Below are 25,165 nucleotides of genomic sequence, written 5' to 3'. Positions count from 1 at the left end.
TCGTTCAGGCGGTGTGAAAAGACGTGAGTGGCGCGACGGTCACCACGCCGTCTCCTCGTCCGCGTCGACGTCGAATTCGAGGTCGAGTTCGAACTCGTCGATCTCGTCCTGGCTGAGGTGCGGGACCGTCACGTCGGACGGAGTGAGGCCGTGGTCCGTAAAGGCGTGGCGGACGAAGGTCTCCAGCGCCCGGTTCCACAGCCCGGCGAGTGCCTCGACGCGCTCGCGCGCCATGGCGTCCGAGGCCCAGGTCCAGTTCGCCATCAGGACGGGGGCGCCGTCCTGGTCCGCCACCAGCGCGGACAGGTCCAGCAGGTGGCTGAGGGGGGCGTCCGGGTCCTGGTCGGCGCCGGTCTCGTAGCCGGCCAGGGCGGTGAACGGCCCGGGCTCGCCGTCGTCGTCCGCAGAGCCGGTGAACCGGCCGAGGTAGTTGAACGCCAGGTCGGGCGCGGGCAGTTCGGCGAGTGCGGCGCCGGTGTCCGGGGCGAGGTGGCGCAGCAGCCCGTACCCGGCCCGCCGCAGCGGCAGGGCGCGCAGCTGCTCCTTGACGCTGTTCAGGAGGCGCCCGGTCGCGGGGCCGCCGGACCATGCCTCGGCCCGGTCGGGGGCGGCCAGGTCGAGGCGGACCGGGTGGGTCTGGGTGAACCAGCCGACCGTCCGGGACAGGTCGGCGCCCGGCACGAGGTCCTCGTCCCGGCCGTGTCCCTCGATCTCGGCGACCACGGCGGATCCGCCGTCGGCGGACCAGTCGGCGACGGCCCAGCCCAGGGCGGCGAGCAGGATCTCGCGCAGCTCGCACCGGTAGGCGGCGGGTACGTCGGCCAGCAGCGCGGCGGTCGTCTCCGGGGACAGCCGGGTCATCAGGTGCCCCGAGGACGCCGCGAGGTCGGTGGCCCGGTCGAGCGGCCGGCCGGCGAGGGCGGCGCGGGGCTCCCGCAGGGTCTGTGCCCAGCGGGGGGCGTCGGCGGCGAGCGCCGGTTCGTGGGCGAGTTCGGTGAGCCGGGTGGCCCAGGAGCGCAGGGAGGTGCCCACCGGCTGGAGCCGCACGGGTTCGCCCGCCAGGAGGGACGCGCACGCCTCGGCGAGGTCGGGCAGCAGCACCCGCCACGAGACGGCGTCCACGGCGAGGTGGTGGACGACCAGCAGCAGCATGCCGTCCTGTCCGGGGCCGCGGTCGAAGAAGGCCGCGCGCAGGACGGCGCCGCGCCGCGGGTCGATCCGCGACCTGACCGCCTCGCCCTCCTCCAGCAGCACGGCCCGCAGCGCGTCGTCGTCGAGCCCTGAGGCGTCCACCCGGTGCAGGCACGCGGACGCGTCGACCGTGCCGGGCTCCCGTACGCGCTGTTCCCACCGTCCCCCGTCGGTCTCCAGGGTCAGGCGCAGGGCGTCGTGCCGGTCGGTCAGCGCGGCGAGGGCGTCGCGCACCTGGCCGGCGTCGAGGCCGACGGGGGTGCGGACGAGGGTGGACTGGCTGAACCGGGTGACCGGGCCCGCGGTGTCCCGCAGCCAGGCGACGACGGGCGTCAGCGGGACCGGGCCCGTGCCGGCGCCCTCGAGTTCGGAGCCGGCGCCGCCCGCCGGGGTGGCCGCGGCGGCGAGCCGGGCGGGGGTCGCGTGCTCGAACACCTGGCGCGGGGAGAGCACGAGACCGGCCCGGCGGGCCCGGCTCACCAGCTCGATCGCGAGGATGCTGTCCCCGCCGACGTCGAAGAACCCGTCGTCGACCCCCACCTCGGGCAGCCGGAGCACCTCGGCGAAGAGCCGGACGAGGGTCTCCTCCCGCGCGCCGGAGGCCGCCCGCGTCCCGCCGGCCGAGGTGAAGTCGGGCGCGGGCAGCGCGGACCGGTCGGTCTTCCCGTTCGCGGTGACGGGGATGCGCGGTACGACCACCACGGCGGCGGGCACCAGGTGGCGGGGCAGGACGGCGGCGGCGTACTCGCGCACCGCCGCCGGGTCGAGGTCGGTGCCCGGCTCGGCGACCACGTGGGCGACCAGGCGCGGGACACCGTCGGCGGTGTGCAGACCGGCGACGGCGGTGAGGACCCCCGGCGCGGCGGACACGGCCGCGGCGACCTCGCCGGTCTCGATGCGTACACCGCGCAGTTTGACCTGGCCGTCGGCGCGACCGAGGAAGACCAGCTGTCCGTCCCGGCGCCAGCGGACCAGGTCTCCGGTGCGGTACATGCGGGCGCCCGACGGGGCGGCGACGAACCGTTCGGCGGTCAGGTCGGGGCGGCCGAGGTAGCCGCGGGCCAGCCCGGCGCCGCTGACGTACAGCTCGCCGGGCACGCCGACCGGGACCGGGCGCAGCGCCTCGTCCAGGACGTGGACCCGGGTGTTCTGGACGGGGCGCCCGATCGGGACGTCACCGGCCGCGGCGACCGGGTCGGAGGTCGAGGTGACGACCGTGGACTCGGTGGGGCCGTAGGCGTTCACCATGCGGCGGCCGGGAGCCCAGCGGGCCACCAGCTCCGGTCCGCACGCCTCGCCGCCCACGACGAGGGTCGTCATGGAGGACAGGGCGCCCTCGGGGACGGTCGCCAGGGCGGCCGGGGGGACGAGGGCGTGGGTCACCCGGTGGGCGGCGACGGTCTCGGCGAGGAGTTCACCGGCGAGCGGGCCGGGCTGCGGGACGACGAGGGCTGCGCCCGCGCCGAACGCGGAGGTCACCTCCAGGACCATCGCGTCGAACCCCGGGGCGGACAGCTGGAGGACCCGGCTGTCGTGCCCCACGGCGAACCGCCGCCCCTCCTCGGCGGCCAGCGAGGCGAGCCCGGTGTGCGGGACGACGACGCCCTTGGGCGTCCCGGTCGAGCCGGAGGTGTAGATGAGGTAGGCGGGGTTGCCGGGACGCAGCGGGCGGATCCGGTCGGCGTCGGTCGGCGCCTGGCGCGGGCGGGACAGGTCGAACTCGCCGACCAGGACGGCCGGGACGTCCCCGACGCGGGCGGCGCCGGCCCGGTCGGTGAGGACCAGGACGGCTCGGCTCCCTTCGAGGACGACGCCGATCCGGGCGTCGGGGTGCGCGGGGTCGATCGGGGTGTAGGCGGCGCCGGCCTTGACCACGGCGAGGAGGGAGACGATCAGGTCGGCGGACCGGGGCAGCAGCAGGGCGACGATGTCCTCGGGCCCGGCGCCGGCGGCGATCAGCTCGTGGGCGAGCGCGTTGGCGCGGGCGTCGAGGTCCGCGTAGCTGAGCTCGAACCCGTCGCCGATCAGGGCGGGGGCGTCGGGCGTACGGCGGACCTGGTCCTCGAAGAGCCGGGGGAAGGTGGGGGTGCCCGCGTCGGAGGCGGTGTCGTTCCACTCCTCCAGCAGGCGCGCCCGTTCGTCGTCCGGGAGAAGGTCGAGCGAGCCGACCGCGCGGCCCGGGTCGTCCGTCGCGGACTCCAGCAGCCGGACCAGGCGGGCGGCGAAGGACTCGGCCGTCTCCCTGTCGAACAGGTCGTGGCTGTACTGGAGCGAGCCGGTGAAGCCGCCCCCCGCGCGCTCCTCGAAGCCGAAGGCGAGGTCGAACTTGGCCGCCCCGGTGTCCACCGGATAGGAACCGGCGGTGAGGCCCGGCACGTCGGGCAGCGGCGGTGCGATCTGCGCGTCGGTGTTCTCCATCGACAGGGAGATCTGGAAGAGGGGGTGGCGGGCGGCGGAGCGCTCGGGGTTGACGATCTCCACGATCCGCTCGAACGGCACGTCCTGATGAGCGAAAGCCGCCAAATCAGCCGCACGCACCCGCCCCACCAACTCACGGAACGACGGATCACCCGACACATCCGTCCGCAACACCAACGTGTTCACGAAGAAGCCCACCAGCCTCTCCACCTTCACATCACCACGCCCCGCCACCGGAACCCCGATCGGCACATCCACCCCACCACCCAACCGCGACAGCAGCACCCCCAACGCCGCCTGCACCACCATGAACACCGTCGCACCGCACTCCCGCGCCACCCCCGCCGCACCCGCGTGCAAAGCAGCCGAAACATCAAACTCCACCCGGCCACCACGCTGCGAACCCACCACCGGACGCACCCGGTCCACCGGCAACGACAACTCCACCGGCAGACCCGCCAAACCCGCACGCCAGAACTCCACCTGACGCGACAGCAGACTCCCCTCATCACCCTCCGACCCCAACAACTCCCGCTGCCACACCGCGAAATCCGCATACTGCACCGGCAACGGCTCCCACTCCGGAACCCCACCACCACACCGCGCCACGAAAGCCTCGGCGAAATCAGCCGCCAAAGGCCCCACCGACCAACCATCACCCGCAATGTGATGCATCACCAACAACACCACATGCTCATCCACCCCCAACTCAAACAAAAACCCCCGCACCGGCAACTCACCCGACAGATCAAAACCCCGCTGAGCAGCAGCCGACAATTCCCTGTCCAACTCCCCCTCCCCCACCGACCGAACCACCCAATCGACAGAAACCGCACCCTCATCCAGCACCACCTGATACGGACCATCGCCGTCCTCAGCAATCACCGTCCGCAACACCTCATGACGCCCCACCACATCACCCAAAGCCCCGAACAAAGCCCCACGGTCCAACCGCCCCGAAAACCGCAGAGCGATCGGCACGTTATAAACCGCACCCGAACCGTCCAAGCGATCCAGGAACCACAACCGGCGCTGAGCGAAAGACAACGGAACCCGCTCGGGCCGCACCCCACTCCCCAGCACCACACCCCCCGAAGAACCGGAGGCGCCGAGCAGCTTGGCCACGCCGCCGGGTGTGGGGTCCTCGAAGAAGTCCTTGAGCGACACCGGGGTGTCCAGGGAGGCGCGGATGTGGTTCATGAGGCGGATCGCGGCGAGGGAGTGACCGCCCTGCTCGAAGAACGACTCGTCGACCCCCACCGCGTCCACGCCGAGCACATCGGCGAACAGCCCGCACAGGATCTCCTCCTGCGGGGTGCGCGCCGCCCTGCCGGGGCCCGGAGCGGTGTCGCTTTCCTGGGCCCGCGTGCGGACCAGGTCACCGGCGCGGCTCCAGCGGCCCCGTTCACCGGTCGGCCTGAGCCAGCGGCCGGGCCGTCCGAAGGGGTCGGCCACCATGCCCTCGCCGGGGACGTCCAGCGCCTCGTACACGTCCGCGTACACGCCGGGCGGGACGGGGCGCAGGCCGGGGGCGAGGACGTAGACCTCGCCGCCGCCCCACTCCCGGAGCACCAGGTCGCGTTCGGCCGCGTCCAGGAGGTCGATGTCGTGGACCTTCAGGTCCTGGTCGGCGGTGACCGCTTCGAGCAGCTTGAGGAGCCGGGTGACGAGGGACTCGGCGGTCCCGGGGTCGAACAGGTCGGCGCTGTAGTCGAGGGTCCCGGTCATGCCGGCGGGCGCGCCGTCGTCCGTCCGGGACTCGCCGAACTCGAAGTCGAGGTCGAACTTGGCTGCCCCGGTGTCCACCGAGAGCGGCCGGCTCGTCAGTCCCGGCAGCCGGGTCGTCACGTCGAGCGCGGAGATCTCGTCGGCGGTGTTGCAGGTGAGGGCGGTCTGGAAGAGGGGGTGGCGGGCGGCGGAACGCTCGGGGTTGACGATCTCCACGATCCGCTCGAACGGCACGTCCTGATGAGCGAAAGCCGCCAGATCAGCCGCACGCACCCGACCCACCAGCTCACGGAACGACGGATCACCCGACACGTCCGTCCGCAACACCAACGTGTTCACGAAGAAGCCCACCAGCCTCTCCACCTTCACATCACCACGCCCCGCCACCGGAACCCCGATCGGCACATCCACCCCACCGCCCAACCGCGACAACAACACCCCCAACGCCGCCTGCACCACCATGAACACCGTCGCGCCACATTCCCGCGCCACCCCCGCCACACCCGCATGCAAAGCAGCCGGCACCTCGAACTCCACCCGCCCACCACGCTGCGAACCCACCACCGGACGCACCCGATCCACCGGCAACAACAACTCCACCGGCAAACCCGCCAAACCCTCACGCCAGAACTCCACCTGACGCGACAAAGCACTGTCAGGATCATTCTCCGACCCCAACAATTCCCGCTGCCACACCGCATAATCCGCGTACTGCACCGGCAACGGCTCCCACTCGGGAACCCCACCACCACACCGCGCCACAAAAGCCTCGGCGAAATCAGCAGCCAAAGGCCCCACCGACCAACCATCACCCGCAATGTGATGCATCACCAACAACACCACATGCTCATCCACCCCCACCTCGAACAAAAACCCCCGCACCGGCAACTCACCCGACAGATCAAAACCCCGCTGAGCAGCAGCCGACAATTGACTGTCCAACTCACCCTCACCGACTGCCTGCGTCACCCACTCAGGAGAAACAGATTCCGCATCCAATATCACCTGATACGGGCCCTCGCCATCCTCCGCAATCACCGTCCGCAGCGCCTCATGACGCTCCACCACATCACTCAATGCCCCGAACAACGCCGCACGGTCCAACTGCCCCGAAAACCTCAAGGCCATCGGCACGTTATAAGCGGCACCCGAACCGTCCAACCGGTCCAGGAACCACAACCGGCGCTGAGCGAAAGACAACGGAACCCGCTCGGGCCGCACCCCACCCCCCAGCACCGCACCGCCGGAAACATCCGAAGGACCGCTGGACTCCAGCAGCGCGGCGAGCCCGGCGACGGTCGGGGCCTGGAACACGTCGCGGACCGACAACTCCGTACCCAGGACACTGCGGACGCGGCTCACCAGCCGGGTGGCGGTCAGGGAGTGTCCGCCGAGGCCGAAGAAGTCGTCGTCGGTTCCCACCGCGTCCACGCCGAGCACATCGGCGAACAGCCCGCACAGGATCTCCTCCCGGGGGGTGCGCGGACCGCGTCCGGTACCGGTCCGGGCGGTGCGCGGGACCGTCAGGGCGGCCCGGTCCAGCTTGCCGTTGCGGGTCAGCGGCAGGTCGTCCACGAGGACCACGGCGGAGGGCAGCAGGTGTGCCGGTACCCGCTCGGCGAGGGCGTCCCGCAGCCGTACCGGGTCGAGGGCGGCGCCGTCCTCGGGCACCACCAGGGCGACGAGCCGCTGGTCGTCGGTGGTCACCGCGCAGCGGGCCACGCCGGGTTCCTGGCCGAGGTACGCCTCGACCTCGGCCGGTTCGATCCGGAACCCGCGTACTTTCACCTGGTCGTCGGCGCGGCCGACGAACTCCAGTTCGCCGTCGGGGCGTCGGCGCACCAGGTCTCCGGTGCGGTACATGCGGGCGCCCGACGGGGCGGCGACGAACCGCTCGGCGGTCAGGTCGGGGCGGCCGAGGTAGCCGCGGGCCAGGCCGGGCCCGGACACGTACAGGTCGCCCGCGACCCCGTCCGGTACGGCGCGCAGCGCGAAGTCCAGCACGTGGACGACGGCCCCGTCGATCGGGCCGCCGATCGGGGGCACGCCCGCGTCGGGGGCGAGCGGTTCGGACATGGTCGCGCAGACGGTGCACTCGGTGGGCCCGTAGGCGTTCACCAGGCGGCGGCCGGGAGCCCAGCGGCGCACGACCTCGGCGGTGCAGGCGTCACCGGCCGTGGTGATCATGGTGCCCGCCGGGACGGCGTCGTCCGGCAGGACGGCGAGGACGGCCGGCGGCAGGGTGACGTGGGTGATCCTGTGCTCCGCGAGCAGGGCGGCCAGCCCGGGGCCCGGGAGCAGTCGGTCGGCGGGGGCGAGGACGGCCGTACCACCGGAGAGCAGCGCGATCATCAGTTCGGAGACCGAGGCGTCGAACGTGGGTGACGCGAACTGGAGCACCTTGCTGTCCCCGGCCACCGCGAACCGGTCGAGCTGGCCCGCGGCGAGTGCGGGCAGCCCCGCGTGGGTGACGACGACGGCCTTGGGGCGGCCGGTCGACCCGGAGGTGTGCACCGCGTAGGCGGGGTGGGCCGCCCGCAGCGGGGCGGTGCGCTCCTCGTCGCGTACGTCGTCGGCGGACAGGGCCGCCAGGGCGGCGGCGGTGGCCGGGTCGTCGAGCGCGACGCGCGGTACGTCGCCCGTGAAGCCCGCGTCGAGGGTGGTGACGACGAGCAGCGGGCCGGTGTCGTCGAGGACGAGCCGGACGCGCTCGGCCGGGTGGGCGAGGTCGAGCGGCACGAGGGCGGCGCCCGCCTTGGCGACGGCGAGCATCACGACGGGCAGCTCCAGGGAGCGGGGCAGGGCCACGGCGACGAACCGCTCGGGTCCCGCGCCGCGCGCGATCAGCAGCCGGGCCAGCCGGTTGGCGCGCTCGTTCAGTTCGGACGCGGTCAGGGTGCCGTCCCCGAACTCCACGGCGGGGTGGGCGGGCGCCTGGGCGGCCCGGCGTTCGAACAGGTTGTGCCACAGGGCGCCGGGTTCGGCGTCCTGGCCACGGGTGCCCACGCCGTCGGCGAGGGCCGTCTCCTCGGCGGTGAGCAGTCCGGCGCGGGCCACGGGCAGCGTCGGTGCGTCGCCGATGGCGCGCAGGATGCCGGTGAACCGCTCGGCGACGGCGGCCAGGGCCCGGTCGTCGAAGAGGGTGGGGGCGCAGTCGAGCCGTAGCCGCAGGACGTCGTCGGGGAGTACCGCGAGGGCGAGCGGGAAGTGGGTGGAGTCGTAGCCGTCGGTGCCGACGACGTCGAGGCCGGGGACGACCTCGGTGACCTCGTCGCCCGCCGGGTAGTTCTCGACGACCATGGCGGTGTCGAAGAGTTCGCCGTGTCCGGCGATCCGCTGGATCTCGGCGAGCCCGAGGTGTTCGTGCGCCAGCAGCGCGGAACGCTCTGCCTGCACCCGCACCACGAGGTCGCCCAGCGACTCGGCCGGGTCCACCCGGACCCGTTGCGGCACCGTGTTGATGAACAGCCCGACCATCGACTCGGCGCCGTCCAGCTCGGCCGGCCGGCCCGAGACCGTCACCCCGAACACGACGTCGCCACGGCCCACCAGACCGCCCAGCAGCACCGCCCACGCGGCCTGCACGACCGCGCCGACCGTCACCCCCCGCTTCCGCGCGAACGCCGTCACCGAGGCCGAGGTCTCCGGGTCGACCGCGTGCTCCAGCCGGCGGGGCGCCTCGGTCGGGGCGCCCGTGTGCGCGGCGAGCAGGGTCGGCCCCGGGAGGCCGTCGAGCGCGTCGCGCCAGGCGTGTGCGGCGGCGTCCCGGTCCCGGCCGGCGAGCCAGCGCAGGTGGTCGCGGAACGGCCGTACCGGGGGCAGCGCGCCGGGGTCGCCCGTCCGGTACAGCTCGATGAGTTCCTTGAGGAGGATCGGCTGGGACCAGCCGTCCCACAGGACGTGGTGGTTGGTGATGACGAACCGGAAGGTGGTGTCGTCCAGGCGCATCAGCAGGCAGCGCAGCAGCGGGCCGTGCGCGGGGTCGAAGCGGCGGATCCGGTCCTCGTCGGCGCGGCGGGCCGCCTCCGCGTGCGGGTCCTGCCGGTCGCGGAGGTCGGTCTCGGTCCACGGCACGTCGATCTCGCGCGGGATGACCTGGACGGGGGTGCGGACGCCGTCGAAGCGGAAGCTCGCCCGCAGGTTGGGGTGGCGGCGCAGGACCGCGGCCATGGCCTCGCGCAGGCGGGCGCGGTCCAGGGTTCCGTGCAGGTCGAGTGTGGCCTGGGCGTTGTAGACGTCGGGTACGTCCTGGTCGAGGACGTGGTGGAACAGCAGCCCTTCCTGGAGCGGCGCGAGCGGCAGGACGGCTTCCGGGGCGGGGCCGGTGGCCGTCAGGTGGTCCAGCTCCTGCGGAGTGAGCGTGACGTCGGAGAGGTCCACCGGGCCGGGGCGCGGCGGGGTACCGGCGCCGCCTCCGCCGCCGGGGCCCTGGTGGCCGTCGTCCGGCTCGTCGCCGGTGCCGCCGGTCAGGGTGCGCAGCGTCTCGGTCCACACCCGGGCGAGTTCGGTGACGTCCTGTTCGGTGAGCAGTTCGCCGGCGCGCGACCAGGTGGCGGTGAGGCGGGGGCCGTCGCCGTGCTCCGTGGCCACCGCGTCGAGGACGAGGACGTGGCTGAGCGGCGCGTCGGGTGCGTCGTCGCCGACGCCGAGCACCTCGGGGACGAAGCCGTCGGCTGCGGCGGGGGCGCCGACCCGGCCGAGGTAGTTGAACATGATCTGCGGGGCCGCCGCGCGGGCCAGGACCGGTGCGGTGCGCGGGTTGAGGTGGCGCAGCAGCCCGTAGCCCACGCCCCCGTCGGGGACGGCGGACACGGCGTCGCGGACGCCGCGCAGCGCCGCGTCCGGGCTGTCGCCGGCCGTGATGCGCAGCGGGTGGACGCTGGTGAACCAGCCGACGGTCCGGGAGAGGTCGGCGCCCTCGACGAGGTGCTCGGCCCGTCCGTGTCCCTCGACGTCCACGAGGAGGCCGGAGGTGTGGTGGTGGCCGCGTTCGGCACGGCGGCGTCCGACGGCGACCGCCAGGGCGGCGAGCATCAGGTGGTCGGGGCTGTCGGCGGCGAGGACCGCGCGGGACAGGTCGGCGGGGAGGGTGACCTCGGTGCGGCGGACGGTGGCGGCGAGGTCCGTGTCGGGGTCCAGGGGCCGGGCGCCGAGGAGCGGGTCGGGGCCTTCGAGGACGGCCTTCCACAGCGGGAGTTCGGTGCGCCGGGCCGCCGCCTGTCCGGTCAGTCCCTGTGCCCAGGTCCGCAGGGAGGTGGCCACCCGGGGCAGCCGGGGCCGTTCGCCCTTGGCGCGGGCCAGGCAGGCGGTGGCGAGGTCGGAGAGGAGGATGCGCCAGGAGACGCCGTCGACGGCGAGGTGGTGCACGGCCAGGACGAGGAGCCCTTGATCGGTGGGGCCCCGGTCGAGGAGGGCGGCCCGGACGACGGCTCCGTCCGCCGGGGCGAGGCGGGCGGTGACGCGGGCGGCCAGGGACGTCACGTCCTCGGTGTCCGGCGCGGTGGCGTCGACGTGTTCCAGGACGGAGTGCGCGGTGACCGTGCCGCGCGGGCGGATCTCGGGGACCCAGCCGGCCTCGTCGGTCTCCAGGGTCATCCGCAGCGCGTCGTGGTGGTCGATCAGGTCCTGGAGCGCTTCGGTCAGGTGGCGCGGGTCGAGGCCGGCGGGCAGGTGGACGGCGACCGTCTGGGCGTGGCCGTCGAGGGGGACGCCGGACTCGGCGAGCCTGACCATGATCGGGGTGAGCGGGACCTCGCCGATGCCGTCGTCGTCCGGCTCGGGATCGGGCTCGGCGGCCTCACCGGTGAAGGCGGCGTGGGTGGCGAGCGCGGCCACGGTGCGGTGGTCGAAGACGTCCCGGGTGGTCAGGGTCAGTCCGGCGCGGCGTGCCCGGCCCACGAGCTGCATGGACAGGATGCTGTCGCCGCCCAGGCCGAAGAAGTCGTCCTCGACGCCGGCGTCCGGTACGCCGAGCACCTCGGCGAACAGCGCGCGCAGCAGGGTCTCCTGTTCGGTGCGGGGCGCGCGGGCGGCGCCCGGCGCGGACTGCTCCGGGGCGGGCAGCGCCGTGCGGTCGAGCTTGCCGCTGGCGGTCAGCGGGAGTTCGGGCAGGACGACGACCGCGGAGGGCACGAGGTGTTCGGGCAGGAGCTGCGCGAGGTGCGCGCGCAGGTCGGGCTCGTCCGGTCCCGACAAGGCGGCGTAGCCGACGAGGCGCCGGTCCCCCGGCCGGTCCTCGCGCACCACGACCGCGGCGGCCGTGACCGCCGGGTGGGTCTCCAGGGCGGCCTCGACCTCGCGGGGCTCGATGCGGAAGCCCCGGAGCTTGACCTGCTGGTCGGACCGGCCGGCGAACTCCAGGCGCCCGTCGGGGCGCCGTCTGGCCAGGTCGCCGGTGCGGTACAGCCGGTCCCCGGGGGCGCCGAAGGGGTCGGCGACGAAGCGTTCGGCGGTGAGGTCGGGCCGGTTCAGGTAGCCGCGGGCCAGTTGCGGGCCGGCGAGGCAGAGCTCTCCCACGGTGCCGGGGGCGACCGGCTTGAGGGCGGCGTCGAGGAGGTGGACGCGGGTGTTGAGCAGGGGCCGGCCGAGGTGCGGGGCGGTGCCGGTCTCGATGGTGGTGCCGGTGGTGTCGACGGTGCACTCGGTGGGCCCGTACAGGTTCCAGGCGGTCGAGCGGGACGCGGCGAGCGCCTCCCAGGCGGGGGGTGTGATCGCCTCGCCGCCGAGGGCGATCACGGCGGGGTGGTGGCCGGTGCCGAGGAAGCCGGCGTCCCGGAGGCGGTCGAAGTAGGTCGGCGTGACCTGTACGTAGTCGAGGCGGTGTGCGTCGACGTGGGCGACGACGGCGTAGGGGTCGGTCCTCGTGGCCTCGTCCAGGACGTGCAGTTCGTGTCCGGCGGCCATCCACAGCAGCGGGTTCCACGAGGCGTCGAACGTGGCGGGGCTGAGGTGACCGACCCTCAGGGTCCGTTCCCGTCCCGGTGTGAAGAGGGCTTCGCCGTGTGCGGTGTACAGGTTGACGAGGGCGGAGTGCGGGACGACGACGCCCTTGGGGGTGCCGGTGGAGCCGGACGTGTGGATGACGTACGCCGGGTGTCCGGGCCGCAGGCCGCGCCCGGCCGGGTTCCCGGTGCTCGCGTCGGCGAGGGCGCGCGCGGTGCGGGGGTCGTCGAGCACGATCGGCTCGGCGCCCTCGGTGTGCCCGTCGGCCGCTGCGGCGCGGGTGGTGACGACGGCGACGGGGGCCGTCTCGCGCAGGACGTGTGCCGTGCGGGCGGCGGGCTGGGCGGGGTCGACCGGGACGTACGCGGCGCCGGACTTGAGGACCGCGAGGAGGGTGACGATCCAGTCCTCGGTGCGCGGCAGGAGCACGGCGACGTGGCGCTCGGGGGCGGCGCCGGCCGCGATGAGGAGGTGGGCGAGGCGGTTGGCGCGCTCGTTCAGCTCGGCGAAGGTCAGCTCTCCCCGGCCGGTGACCAGGGCGACGGAGCGGGGCGCGCGGGTCGCTGCGGCCTCGAAGAGGTCGGTGGCGGTGCCGCCCGGAGCCTCGCCCGCCGTGCCGTTCCACTCCACGTTCTGCTGCCTCTCGTTCGTCGCGGGAAGTCCCGCCTGTGCTACGGGGGTCCGGGGCGCCGCCGCGGTGAGCCGGACGAGTCCGGCGAGCCGCCCGGCGATGGCCTCGGCCTCGCCGGTGTCGTACGCGCCGGACGGGTGGCGGAGCTGGAGGCGCAGCCGGGTTCCGGGGGCCACGGTCAGGGTCACGGGGTAGTGGCCGGCGTTGGTGATGTCCGCCGGGCCCAGGGTCAGGCCGCTCAGGGCGGCCGTCCCGGCGAGCGCGTCCGCGTCCACCGGGTAGTTCTCGAAGACGGTGGTGGTGTCGAAGAGTTCGCCGTGTCCGGCGATCCGCTGGATCTCGGCGAGCCCGAGGTGTTCGTGCGCCAGCAGCGCGGACCGCTCGGCCTGCACCCGTACGGCCAGGTCGCCCAGCGCCTCGGCCGGGTCCACCCGCACGCGCAGGGGCACCGTGTTGATGAACAGCCCGACCATCGACTCGGCGCCGTCCAGCTCGGCGGGCCGCCCCGAGACCGTCACTCCGAACACGACGTCACCGCGGCCCACCAGGCTGCTGAGCAGCACCGCCCACGCGGCCTGCACGACCGCGCCGACGGTGACGCCACGTTCGCGTGCGAACCCCGTCAGTGCGGCGGTGTCCTCCTCGGACAGTTCGGCGACGGCCTGCGCGGGGTCGGCGGAGGTGTGTCCGGGCACCAGGAGGGTGGGGCCCGGCAGCCCGTCCAGGGCGGTGCGCCACGCCTCGGCGGCGCCGTCCCGGTCCTGGCCGGCGAGCCAGCGCAGGTGGTCGCGGAACGGGCGTACCGGGGGCAGCGGTTCGGGGTCGTCGGCCCGGTACAGGTGGAGCAGGTCGTGGAAGAGGACCGGCGTCGACCAGCCGTCGAGCAGGATGTGGTGCAGCGTCAGCAGGAGCCGGTGCCGGTTCGGTCCGCAGCGCAGCAGCGCGAACCGCAGCAGGGGCGGCCGGGTGAGGGAGAAGCCCTGTTCCCGTTCGCGGCGGGCGGTCTTCTCCAGAACGCCTTCCCGGTCGGCCGGGGTCAGTGCGGTCAGGTCGGTGTACGTCCAGGGCACGGGCACCTGTCCGGGCAGGATCTGGACGGGCCGGTCGAGGCCCTCGTGCCGGAAGCCGGCCCGCAGGTTGGTGTGCCGGTCCAGGAGGGCCTGGGCGGCTGCCTCGAACCGGTCGGCGTCCAGCGGTCCGTCGAGGTCGGCCGCGCACTGCACGACGTAGTCCTCGTCGAGGGTGCCGTGGTGCACGTGGTGGAAGTACAGCCCTTGCTGGAGCGGGGAGAGCGGCAGGACGTCGACGAGGCCGGGGTGCAGGTCGCGCAGGGTGGCGAGGTCGTCGGCGGTGATGCCGGGGGCGGACACGTCCGGGGGTGTCAGGACGCCTTCGTGGCCGGACAGGTCGGTCAGGGCGGTGAACCAGCCCTGGGCCAGGGCGCGTGCGGACTCCGGCGTCAGCAGGTCGGCCGCCCAGGTCCAGGTGGCCGTCAGGCGGGGGCCGTCGGTGCCGTCGAGGACGACCGCGTCCAGCGCGACGGCGTGGGACAGCGGCGTGGCCGGGTCCTGCGTGTCGAGGGTGGCGCCCTCGTCGGCGGTGGACGTCCACAGGCCGCCCGGGGCGGCGCTCACCCGGCCGAGGTAGTTGAACGCGAAGTCGGGGCGGGCGAGCCGGGCCAGCCGGGCGCCGGTGGCCGGGGTGAGGTGGCGCAGCAGTCCGTGGCCGATGCCCTGGTCGGGGATGTCGCGGACGCGTTCCTTGACGGCGGTCAGGACCTCGTCCAGGTCGCGTCCGGCGGGCAGCAGCAGCGGGTGCAGGGAGGTGAACCAGCCGACGGTCCGGGAGAGGTCGGCGCCGGGCAGGAGGGATTCGGCGCGGCCGTGGCCCTCGATCTCGACGAGGACGCCGGGCCGGTCGCGGTCCCAGCCGGAAACCGCGAGGACCAGGCCGGTGAGCAGCAGTTCGGCGGCGTCGCAGCGCAGCCGGTTCGTGGCGTCCAGGACGCGTGCGGTGACCTCGGGCGGCAGGGTCAGTTCGAGCCGTCCGGCGCTGCCGAGGACGTCCCGGGCGGGGTCGAGGGGGCGGCCTCCGACGGGGGTGAGGTCCGCGTCGGCCCGTCGCAGCCAGGGGCCGAGTTCGGCGTCCCGGCCCGGCTCGGCGGCGAGCCGGTGCAGGCCGGTCGCCCAGGCGCGCAGGGACGTCGGTACGGGGGCGAGCTGTGGTTCGCGTCCGTCGCTGACGGCTTGCCACGCCTCGGCGAGGTCGGGCAGCAGGATGCGCCACGACACTGCGTCGACGGCGATGTGGTGGGCCACGAGCAGCAGCCGGCCGGGTTCGTCGCCCCGGTCGAGCCAGACGGCCTGGAAGACCTCGGCGCGTTCGGGGGCGAGCCGGGTGCGGGCCTCGGCCGCCTCGCGGGTGATGAGGTCGCGCAGGGCGGTGCCGTGGGCGCCGGTGGCGTCGACCCGGCGCACCTGGCGCGTCGCGTCGAGGGAGCCGGGTGCCAGGACCCGCAGCCGCCAGTCGGGGTCGGTCGTCAGGGCCAGGCGCAGGGCGTCGTGCCGGTCGAGGAGCGCCGTCACGGCGCCGGTGAGTTCGGCGAGGCCGAGGCCGGCCGGTACGGGGACGGCGACGGACTGGTGGAAGGTGCCGGTGGGGCCGCCGAGTTCCCGCCAGCGGTGTACGACGGGGGTGAGCGGTACGTCGCCGGTGTCGGGGCCGCCGCCGGTCGCGGCGGGTGCCGGGACGAGCGCGGCGAGGGCGGCCGGGGTGGGGTGCTCGAACAGGTCCCGGGTGCTGAGGGCGAGGCCGGCGCGGCGGGCGGCGTTGACGAGCTGGATGGAGAGGATGCTGTCGCCGCCGAGGTCGAAGAAGCCGTCGTCGGCGCCGACCGGGCCGGTGGACAGCACCTGGGCGAACAGGTCGCACAGCAGCTGCTCGCGGGCGCCCCGGGGGGCCCGGCCCGGGGTGGTGGCCGTCTCCGGGCGGGGCAGTGCGCGCCGGTCGACCTTGTCGTTGACGTTGAGCGGCAGGGCGTCCAGGAGCACGCAGGCGGAGGGCAGCAGGTAGGCGGGCAGCCGCTGCGCCAGCCAGCTCTGGAGTACGGCGGGGTCGGCGCTCCGGCCGGGTTCGGGGACCGCGTACGCCACCAGGCGCCGGTCGCCGGGCACGTCCTCGCGGACGACGGCGACGCTCTGCGCGATGTCGGGGTGGGCGGCGAGGGCCGCCTCGACCTCGCCGAGTTCGATGCGGAAGCCGCGGAGTTTGACCAGGTCGTCGGTGCGGCCGAGGAACTCGATGGCGCCCTGCCGGTTCCAGCGGACGCGGTCGCCGGTCCGGTACATGCGCTCGCCCGAGGGACGGGCGTCGCCGGGTGCCGGGAAGGGGCAGGCGACGAAGCGTTCGGCGGTGAGCGCGGGCCGGTCGTGGTAGCCGCGGGCGAGTCCGCCGACGATGTACAGCTCGCCGGGGACGCCGGGCGGTACCGGGCGCAGCGCCTCGTCCAGGACGTACAGGCGTTTGCCGTCGAAGGGCCGGCCGATGGGGACGGCGGTGGCGGCTGCGTCGTGCCGGTCGCAGTCCCAGAGGGTGGCGCCGACGGTGGCTTCGGTGGGCCCGTAGCCGTTGAGTATCCGTCGTCCGGGCAGCCAGCGGTGGACCAGGCCGGGCGGCAGGACGTCGCCGTTGAGGGTGAGGGTGACGCCGGCCGGGAGGCTGTCGTCGGGCAGGTTCGCGACGACGGCGGGCTGGACGGCGACGTGGGTCACCGAGGCGTCGCGGACGAAGTCGGCGAGGTCCTGGCCGAGGGGGGTGTCCTCGGGGGCGAGGACCAGGGTGGCGCCGGAGAGCAGGGCGCAGAACGCGTCCCACAGCGAGGTGTCGAAGCTGGTGGACACGAGTTGCAGGACGCGGCTCGTGCCGTCGAGTCCGAGCGCCGACCGCTGGAGCGCGGAGAGCGCCGCGATGCCGGTGTGCGGGGTGATGACGCCCTTGGGGACGCCGGTGGAGCCGGAGGTGTAGATGACGTAGGCGGCGTGGTCGTGGCGCAGGGGCGCCGTCCGGTCGGCGTCGGTGAGGGGGTGCGCGGGGAGGTCGCGCAGGGTGGCGGCGAGGGCGGGGCCGTCGACGAGGAGGCAGTCGGCTCCGGCCTCGCGCAGCGGCGGGGCGAGTTTGTCCAGGGTGAGGACGGGGTGGGGCGCGGAGTCGGCGAGCATGAAGCGGATGCGTTCGGCCGGGTAGGCGGGGTCGATGGGCAGGAACGCGGCCCCGGCCTTCGCCACGGCGAGCCAGGACACGACCCACTCGATCGAGCGGGGCAGGCAGACGCCGACGAACCGGTCGGGTCCGGCGCCCTGGGCGACGAGGTGGCGGGCCAGCCGGTTGGCGCGCTCGTCGAGTTCGCGGTAGGTGAGCGTCTCGCCGTGCAGGCCCTGGACGACGGCGGGGGCGTCGGGTGCCTCGGACACCCGGGCCTCGAACAGCGCGGGCAGGGTGAGCGGTTCGGGTCCGGGGCAGCCCGCGCCCCACTGCTCCAGGACGGTGGCGCGTTCCTGTTCGCCGAGGACGTCGATGCGGTCGACGGGGGCGTCGGGGTCGGCGGCCAGCGCGGCGGTGACCCGGACGAGGCGGTCGGCGAGGGAGCGGGCGGTGACCTCGTCGAACAGGTCGGCGCGGTAGTCGAGTTCGCCGTGCAGGCCGCCGGTGTCGCCGCCCTGTTCGGCGAGGGTGAAGCCGAGGTCGAACTTGGCGAGCCCGGTCTCCACGTCCCGCACGGTGACGTGGAGGTCCCCGAACCCGGTGAGCGCGTCCACGACGGCCTGGGTGGGCGCGTCGTCGAAGGTGAACATCACCTGGAACAGGGGGTGCCGGGAGAGGGACCGGGTGGGGCTGAGCACCTCCACGAGCCGTTCGAAGGGGAGGTCCTGGTGGGCGAGGGCCCGCAGGCCCCGCTCGCGGCCGGCGGCGAGCAGGTCGCGGAAGGAGGGGCCGCCGGAGAGGTCGGTGCGCAGGACGACGGTGTTGACGAAGGCGCCGACCGCGCCGTGGTACGTCTCGTCGGTGCGGCCCGCGACGGGGGCGCCCACGGGGATGTCGGTGCCGCCGCCGAGCCGGGACAGCAGGACGGCGACCGCCGTCTGGAGGGCGACGAACGGGGTGGTGCCGGCGGCGGTCGCCAGCGCGCCGAGCCGCCGGTAGGAGTCCTCGGGTACGGCGAAGGTCACCTTGCCGCCCCGGTCGGACACCGTGGAGCCGCGCGGCCGGTCCAGGGGCAGCGGGATCTCCTCGGGCAGCCCGGCCAGGGCCTCGCGCCAGTGCGCGAGTTGGCGGGAGGCGACGCTGTCGGGGTCGTCCTCGCTGCCGAGCAGCGCGCTCTGGGCGAGGGTGTGGTCCGCGTACTGCGGCGCGGGGGCGTCCCATACGGGGGCGGCGCCGGTCCGGCGGGCGTCGAAGGCGTGGGCGAGGTCGGTGAGCAGGGGGGCGGTGGACCAGCCGTCGCCCGCGATGTGGTGGGCGGTCAGCGTCAGCACGTGCTCGGTGGGGCCGAGGCGCAGCAGGGCGGCCCGGAAGGGGGGTTCGCCGGTGAGGGTGAAGGGGCGCAGCGCCTCTTCGCGCAGCCGGTCGTCGAGGTGTGCGGCGTCGACGTCGACGGGGGTGAGCGGCAGGGGCCCGGGGGTGTGCGGCCGGACGGTCTGGTGAGGGCCGTCGGCGTCCTGGGCGAACTCGGTGCGCAGGATCTCGTGCCGGGCGACGAGGTCGGCGAGGGCGGCGGCGAGGGCGGCGGTGTCCAGGTCGCCCGCGATGCGCAGCGCCATCGGCATGTTGTAGGTGCTGCGGGACGATTCGAGCTGGTGCAGGAACCACAGGCGGCGCTGGGCGTACGACATGGGGACGCGCTCGGGGCGTTCGGCGGGCAGGTGCGGGGCCGCCGCGTCCATGGTCTCGGCGCGGGCCAGGACGGCGGCGAGCGCGGCCGGGGTGGGGGCGTCGAAGACGTCGCGGACGCTGAGGCGTACGCCGAGGGCGGCGCGGACGCGGCCGACGAGGCGGGTGGCCATCAGGGAGTGGCCGCCCAGGTCGAAGAACCCTTCGTCGGGTCCGACGGTGTCCACGCCGAACAGGTCGGCGAACAGGGCGCACAGGGCTTCCTCGTGGTGGCCGCGCGGCGCCCGTCCCTCGGGCCGTGCCTCGGCCTCGGGGGCGGGCAGGGCCTTCAGGTCGAGCTTGCCGTTGGGTGACAGCGGCAGTTCGGCCACGGTCACGAACGCCTGCGGTACGGCGTGCCGGGGCAGCGTCCGCAGGGCGTGGGCGCGCAGTTCCTCGGGGCCCGGGGCGCCGTCCTCGCGCACGACGACGTAGGCGACCAGCCGCTCGCCCCGTACCGTGACGCCCGCCCTGACGACTCCGGGGTGCTCGCCGAGGACGGCCTCGACCTCGCCGGGCTCGACGCGGAAGCCGCGTACGTTGATCTGGTTGTCGGCCCTGCCGAGGTATTCGACGAGCCCGTCGGCGCGGCGGCGCACCAGGTCGCCGGTGCGGTAGGCGCGGGCGCCGGGCGGGCCGAACGGGCAGGCCACGAACCGTTCGGCGGTCAGGTCGGGGCGGCCGAGGTAGCCGCGGGCGAGGCCCTCGCCGGCCAGGTACAGCTCTCCCGGGACTCCGGCGGGCACCGGGCGCAGGGCGTCGTCGAGGATGTGGGCGCCGGTGGCGCGCACCGGGCGGCCGATCACCGGGCGGGCCGCGTCCGCGAGGTCGGCGGCGAGGGCGTCGACGGTGAACTCGGTGGGCCCGTAGAGGTTGTGCGCCTCCAGTCCGGGCACCGACCGCAGCCGGGTCCACAGCCGTTCGCCCGCGGCCTCGCCGCCGAGGAGCAGGATCGACGGGGCCGCGGGGCCGTCGAGCAGCCCTTCTTCGAGGAGGACCTCGGCGTAGGAGGGGGTGACGTCGAGGACGTCGGCGCCGGTGGCGCGGAGGTAGCCGACGACGGCGGCGGCGTCGCGGCGGGTGGTGTCGCCGAGGAGGTGCAGTTCGTGTCCGGCGAGCATCCAGATCAGGGCTTCCCACGACGTGTCGAAGGACAGCGGCGCGGTGAGGACGAAGCGCAGCGGACGGCCGTGGGGCCGCCGGATCTGCGGGCCGGCCAGGGTCTCGTGGTGCTGGGCGACGAGGTTGCGTACGCCCCGGTGTTCGATGACGACGCCCTTGGGGCGGCCGGTGGAGCCGGAGGTGAACAGCACGTAGGCGGCGTCGGCGGGGGTCAGGGGGCGGGCGCGGTCGGCGTCGGTGACCGGTCCGTCGGCCTGCTGCTCGACCGCCGTCCGGGTGTGCGGGTCGTCGAGGTCGACGACGGGGATCGCGCCGGTGTCGTGGGGGGTGCCCGCGGTGACGACGAGGACCGGTTCGGTGTCGGCCAGCAGGCGTTCGACGCGGGAGGGCGGGAGGTCGGTCTCCATGGGCAGGTAGGCGGCACCCGACTTGAGCACCGCGAGCAGGGCGACGACGAGGTCGGCGCGGCGGGGCAGGAGGAGGCCGACGACGGTGCCGGGGGCGGCGCCCAGCGCGATCAGGTGCCGGGCGAGCCGGTTCACCCTGGTGTCCAGCTCGGCGAAGGTCAGCGGGGTCTCGCTCTCGGCGGCCAGGGCGGTGGCGTCGGGGGTGGCGGCGGCCTGCCGTTCCAGCAGCTCGCCGACGGTGAGGTCCAGCGGCGGGTGGCCGGTGTTGTCGCCGGCGGTGACGGCCCGGCGGTGCTCCTCGGGGGTGAGGACGCCGAGGCGGCCGAGGGGGAGCGTGGGCGTCTCGGTGATCGCGGTGAGCACGTCGGCGACGCGTTCCACGACGACGGCGGCCGGGGCGGGGCCGTCGTCGCCCGCGCGGCGTTCGAGCTGGAGGACGAGTTCCTCGCCGAGCAGCACGGTCAGCGCGAGGGGGTAGTGGGTGGAGTCGCGGAAGCCGGTGCCGGTGACGGTGACGCCCGCCGCGTCGGCGGCGAGGGCCAGTTCGCTCTGCCCGGCGGGCTGGTTCTCCACCACGAGCAGCGTGTCGAACAGCTGCTCGACGCCGGTGGCGCGCTGGATGTCCGCGAGTCCGAGGTGCTGGTGCGCCAGGAGTGCGCCCTGTTCGGCCTGGCTCCTCACCAGCAGGTCGAGCAGCGGCTCGCGCGGCGTCCAGGCGACGCGTACGGGCACGGTGTTGGCGAACAGGCCCACCATGCCCTCGTGTCCGTCGAGTTCGGCGGGGCGCCCGGCGACGGTGTTGCCGAAGACGACGTCGGCGCGGCCCGTGAGGCGGCCGAGGACCAGCGCCCAGGCTCCCCGCACCACGGAGGCGACGGTCAGTCCGGCGGCGCGGGCCCGCTGCTCCAGCCGCTCGGTGAGCTCGGCGGAGAGCCGTTTCTCGGCGAGTTCGGACGGGTGCTCGGCGCCGGTGGAGCCGGGGGCGACGAGCGTGGGCTCGACGGGTCCGGCGAGGGCCTCGCGCCAGGCGGTGAGGCCGGCCTCCCGGTCCCTGGCGCCCAGCAGGCGCAGGTGCTCGCTGAACGGTACGGGCGCTGCGGGTTCCCGGGAGGTGTCGCCGCCGGCGGCGTACAGGTGCAGGAGTTCGCGCAGCAGGACGGGCAGGGACCAGCCGTCCAGCAGCAGGTGGTGGTAGGTGAGGACCAGCCGGTGGCGGGTGGCGTCGAGGGTGACCAGGCGCATCCGCAGGAGCGGGGGGAGCGCCGGGTCGAAGGGTGCGGTGCGGTCCTCGTCGGCGGCGCGGTGCGCGGCGTCCTCGCGCTCGGGCGCGGGGAGGGCGGAGAGGTCGCTGTGCCGCCACGGGACGGGCACGCCGGGGGCGCAGAAGGCGACGGGTGCGCTCAGGCCCTCGTGGAGGAACGCGGCGCGCAGGTTGGCGTGGCGGTCCAGGAGCCGGTCGGCGGCGGCGCGCATCCGGTCGGGGTCGAGGGTGCCGGCCAGGTCCAGGGCGCTCTGGATGACGTAGGTGTCGGGGCCGTCGAGGAGGCCGAGGAACAGCAGGCCCTCCTGGAGCGGGGTCACGGGCAGGATCTCGCCCGCCCCGCGCTCGGCGAGGAGCGTGGCCGCCTCCTCGTCCGGCAGCGGGCTGCGCAGTGCGGCGGGGGCGGCGGGCTCCTCGGCGGAGTTGCCCGCGGCGACGAGGGCGAGCGCGGCGGGGGTGCGGTGCTCGAAGACGTCGCGGGCGCTGAGCACGATGCCCGCCTTGCGGGCCCGCCCCACCAGGCGCAGGGCCTTGATGCTGTCCCCGCCGAGGTCGGGGAAGCCGTCCTCGGCGAAGACCGAGTCGAGGCCGAGGACGTCGGCGAACAGGGCGCACAGCGCCGTCTCCCGGGGGCCGACGGGGGCCCGTCCGGAGGTGCTCGTGAACCGGAGGGCCGGCAGCGCGCGCCGGTCGACCTTGCCGCTGGGGGTGAGCGGGAACGCGTCCAGCACCACGACCGCAGCGGGGACGGCGTAGTCGGGCAGCACGGTGGCCGCGTGGCGTCTGACCTCGGCCGGGTCGGGCCGGCCGGCCGCCGGGGTGACGTACCCGGCCAACTGCCCTTCGCCGTCCGCGCCGTGGACCACGGCGACCGCCTCGCCGACGCCGGGCGCGCTCCTGAGCGCGGCCTCGACCTCCGCGAGGTCGACGCGGTTGCCGCGCAGTTTGACCTGGGAGTCGGTGCGTCCCAGGTAGGCGAGGCTGCCGTCCGGGCGGATGCGTACGCGGTCGCCGGTGCGGTACATCCGGGTGCCGTCCGGGCCGGCGACGAAGCGTTCGGCGGTCAGGGCGGGGCGGCCCAGGTAGCCGCGGGCGAGGCCCGCGCCGGCCAGGTGGAGTTCGCCCGCCTCGCCGGGGCGTACCGGCAGGAGCAGTTCGTCGAGGACGAGAACCGTGGTGTTGTGGACGGGCGTTCCGAGGCTGACGTCGGGGCCGGCGCAGACGGCGGCCAGGCTGTCGCCGGTGGCCTCGGAGGAGCCGTAGAGGTTGAGCAGGCGGGTGTCCGGCAGGGTCTCGGCGACCCGGGCGGCGAGGTCGGCGGGCAGTGCCTCGCCGCTGCTCACCAGGGTCTCGCAGGTGCGCAGCAGGTGGGCCCGGTCGCTGTCGAGGAGCGCCGACAGCAGGCTCGGGACGAGGCTCACCCGGCCGACGCGGTGCCGGTCGACGAGGTCGACGACGTCCTCGGCGGCCGACAGCGCGGTGTCGGAGGCGAGGACGAGGGGGGCGCCGTGCAGGAGGGCGCCGAACAGTTCGGTGGTGCCGTCGATGAAACTCAGCGAGGTCTTGCCCAGCACGGGCCGGCCGGGCGGGAGGGGGTGGGCGGCGGCGAACCAGTCGACGCGGTTGAGGGCGCCGCCGTGCAGGCCCACCACGCCCTTGGGGCGGCCGGTGGAGCCGGAGGTGTGGATGACGTAGGCGGCCGAGTCCGCGGTGACGGTGGGGCGTTCGGGTCCGGCCAGGTCGGTCGCGGGCGCGGCGGACAGGGCGTGGGTCACGTCGGCGTCGTCGAGGACGACGACCCGGGCGGGGCCGGGCGGCAGGGCTGCGGCGAGCCGGGCGGTGGTGATGACGAGGGCGGGGTGGGCGTCGTCGAGGACGTACGCGGTCCGCTCGGCGGGGTAGGCGGGGTCGAGCGGCAGGTAGGCGGCTCCGGCCTTGAGGACGGCGAGGACGGCCGTCACCTGCTGCGGTGAGCGGGGCAGGTGGAGGCCGACCACGGACTCGGGGCCCGCGCCCTGTGCGCGCAGGTGGCGGGCCAACCGGTTGGCGGCGGCGTTGAGTTCGCCCGTGGTGATGGTGTGGGCGCCGCTGACGAGGGCGACCGCGTCGGGGGTGTGCGCGGCGCGCTCCTCGAAGGCTCCGGCGAGGCCGCCGGGGCGGTCCGGGCGGGCGGTGGGCTCGCCGCGCAGCGGTGCGGTGCGGGTGCCGGCGGGGTGGGGGTCGACGGCGCCGACGCGGCGGCCGAGGTCGGCGGGGGCGTGCTGGAGGTAGTGGACGAGGCCGGCGCGGAGGCCGGCGAGGTCGTCCGCGTCGTGGGTGGCGCCGTCGGCGTGCAGGTCCAGGGCGAGGCCGCCCTCGCCGTCGGTGCGGCCCTGGAGGTTGACGGCCAGTCCGCGGACGGGCCCGGTGGACAGCTGGCGGGTGACCGCTTCGGCCTGGCCGAAGCGCAGGGTGCGGTCGAAGGCCATCACGTTGAGGGTGAGGCCGCCGAACCCGCCGGTGCCGCTCGCCCGGCCGAGGTCGCGGTGCAGGTCCTCGCCCCGGTAGCGCTGGTGGCGCAGGAGGGAGCCGACCGCGCGCCGTACCTCGTCCACGAGGTCGCCGAGGGTGGTCCAGCGGCTGACGGTGAGGCGCAGCGGCAGTTCGTTGGCGAGCATGCCGGGGGTGGTGAGCGCGGTGCGGCTCTGCCGGGCGGCCACCGGCAGGCCGAACACGATCTCGTCCTCGCCCGTGGTGATCCTGCGGTGTGCGGCGGTGAGCGCGATCGCCATGACCGTCCACGGCACGCGGGCGGCCCGTGCGGCGTCCAGGAGGGGGCGGGTCTGTTCCGGTCCGAGGGGGCCGTGGCTGTGGAGGGGCGCGGTGGGGTCGCCGTGCGGGCGTGCCTGGGGGGTGGCCAGGCCGTTCAGGGTCTCGCGCCAGTAGCGCCGGTCGCGTTCGAAGGCGCCGGAGGTGGTGTACGCGGTGTCCTCGTCGACGAGGGCGGCGAGGGTGCCGGCTCTGGACGGCGGGACGGGCTTCCCGGCCTCCAGCGCCGTGTAGATCTCGGCGATCCGCGCGGTGTGCAGGCTCTGGCCGAAGCCGTCGAGCAGGGCGTGGTGGTAGCTCAGGAAGAGCCGGTGGTGCCCGGCGCCGAGCCGCAGGAGCGCGTGGGAGACGAGGGGCCGTGCTCCCAGCATCGTGGGGGCCTCGGCCTGCCGCGCCGCCGCCCAGGCGTCGGCTGCGGCGGCCGGGTCGGGGTGGGCGCTGAGGTCGACCGGTGTCAGCTCACGCGCGGTCCGGGCCTCCTCGGGGGGCCGCACGTGCAGCGTCAGCCGGTCGTCGTGCTCGGTGAACCGTACCCGCAGGGCTTCGGCGTCGTCGACCGCGTGTGCCACGGCCCGGCCGAGCAGTCCGGGGTCGATGGTGCCCGGGAGGTCGAGTACGGCCGCGCAGTGGAAGGCCGTGGCGTCCGCGTCGAGTCGCTCGGCGACGCGGACGCCGCGCTGCGCGGCCGTGGCGGGCAGGGGGACGAAGCCCGTGCGGCGTGTGTTCACAGTG

The 25,165-nt window shown here is 74.9% G+C and carries 1 protein-coding gene; it reads right to left on the bottom strand.

What is annotated here, in order from left to right:
• Positions 1 to 39: 39 nt before the first annotated feature.
• The gene (locus J8M50_RS38060; RefSeq protein WP_010355008.1) at positions 40 to 25,161 is read right to left on the bottom strand and encodes a non-ribosomal peptide synthase/polyketide synthase; all 25,122 of its coding nucleotides are present in this window, start codon (positions 25,159 to 25,161) and stop codon (positions 40 to 42) included.
• Between the last annotated feature and the right edge of the window lie 4 nt (positions 25,162 to 25,165).

It is taken from the genome of Streptomyces acidiscabies, assembly GCF_020010905.1.
In the GTDB taxonomy this organism is placed as follows: Bacteria; Actinomycetota; Actinomycetes; order Streptomycetales; family Streptomycetaceae; genus Streptomyces; species Streptomyces acidiscabies.
Note: the sequence above shows the minus strand (reverse complement) of the source record. Positions and strands in the feature narration are given on the sequence as shown.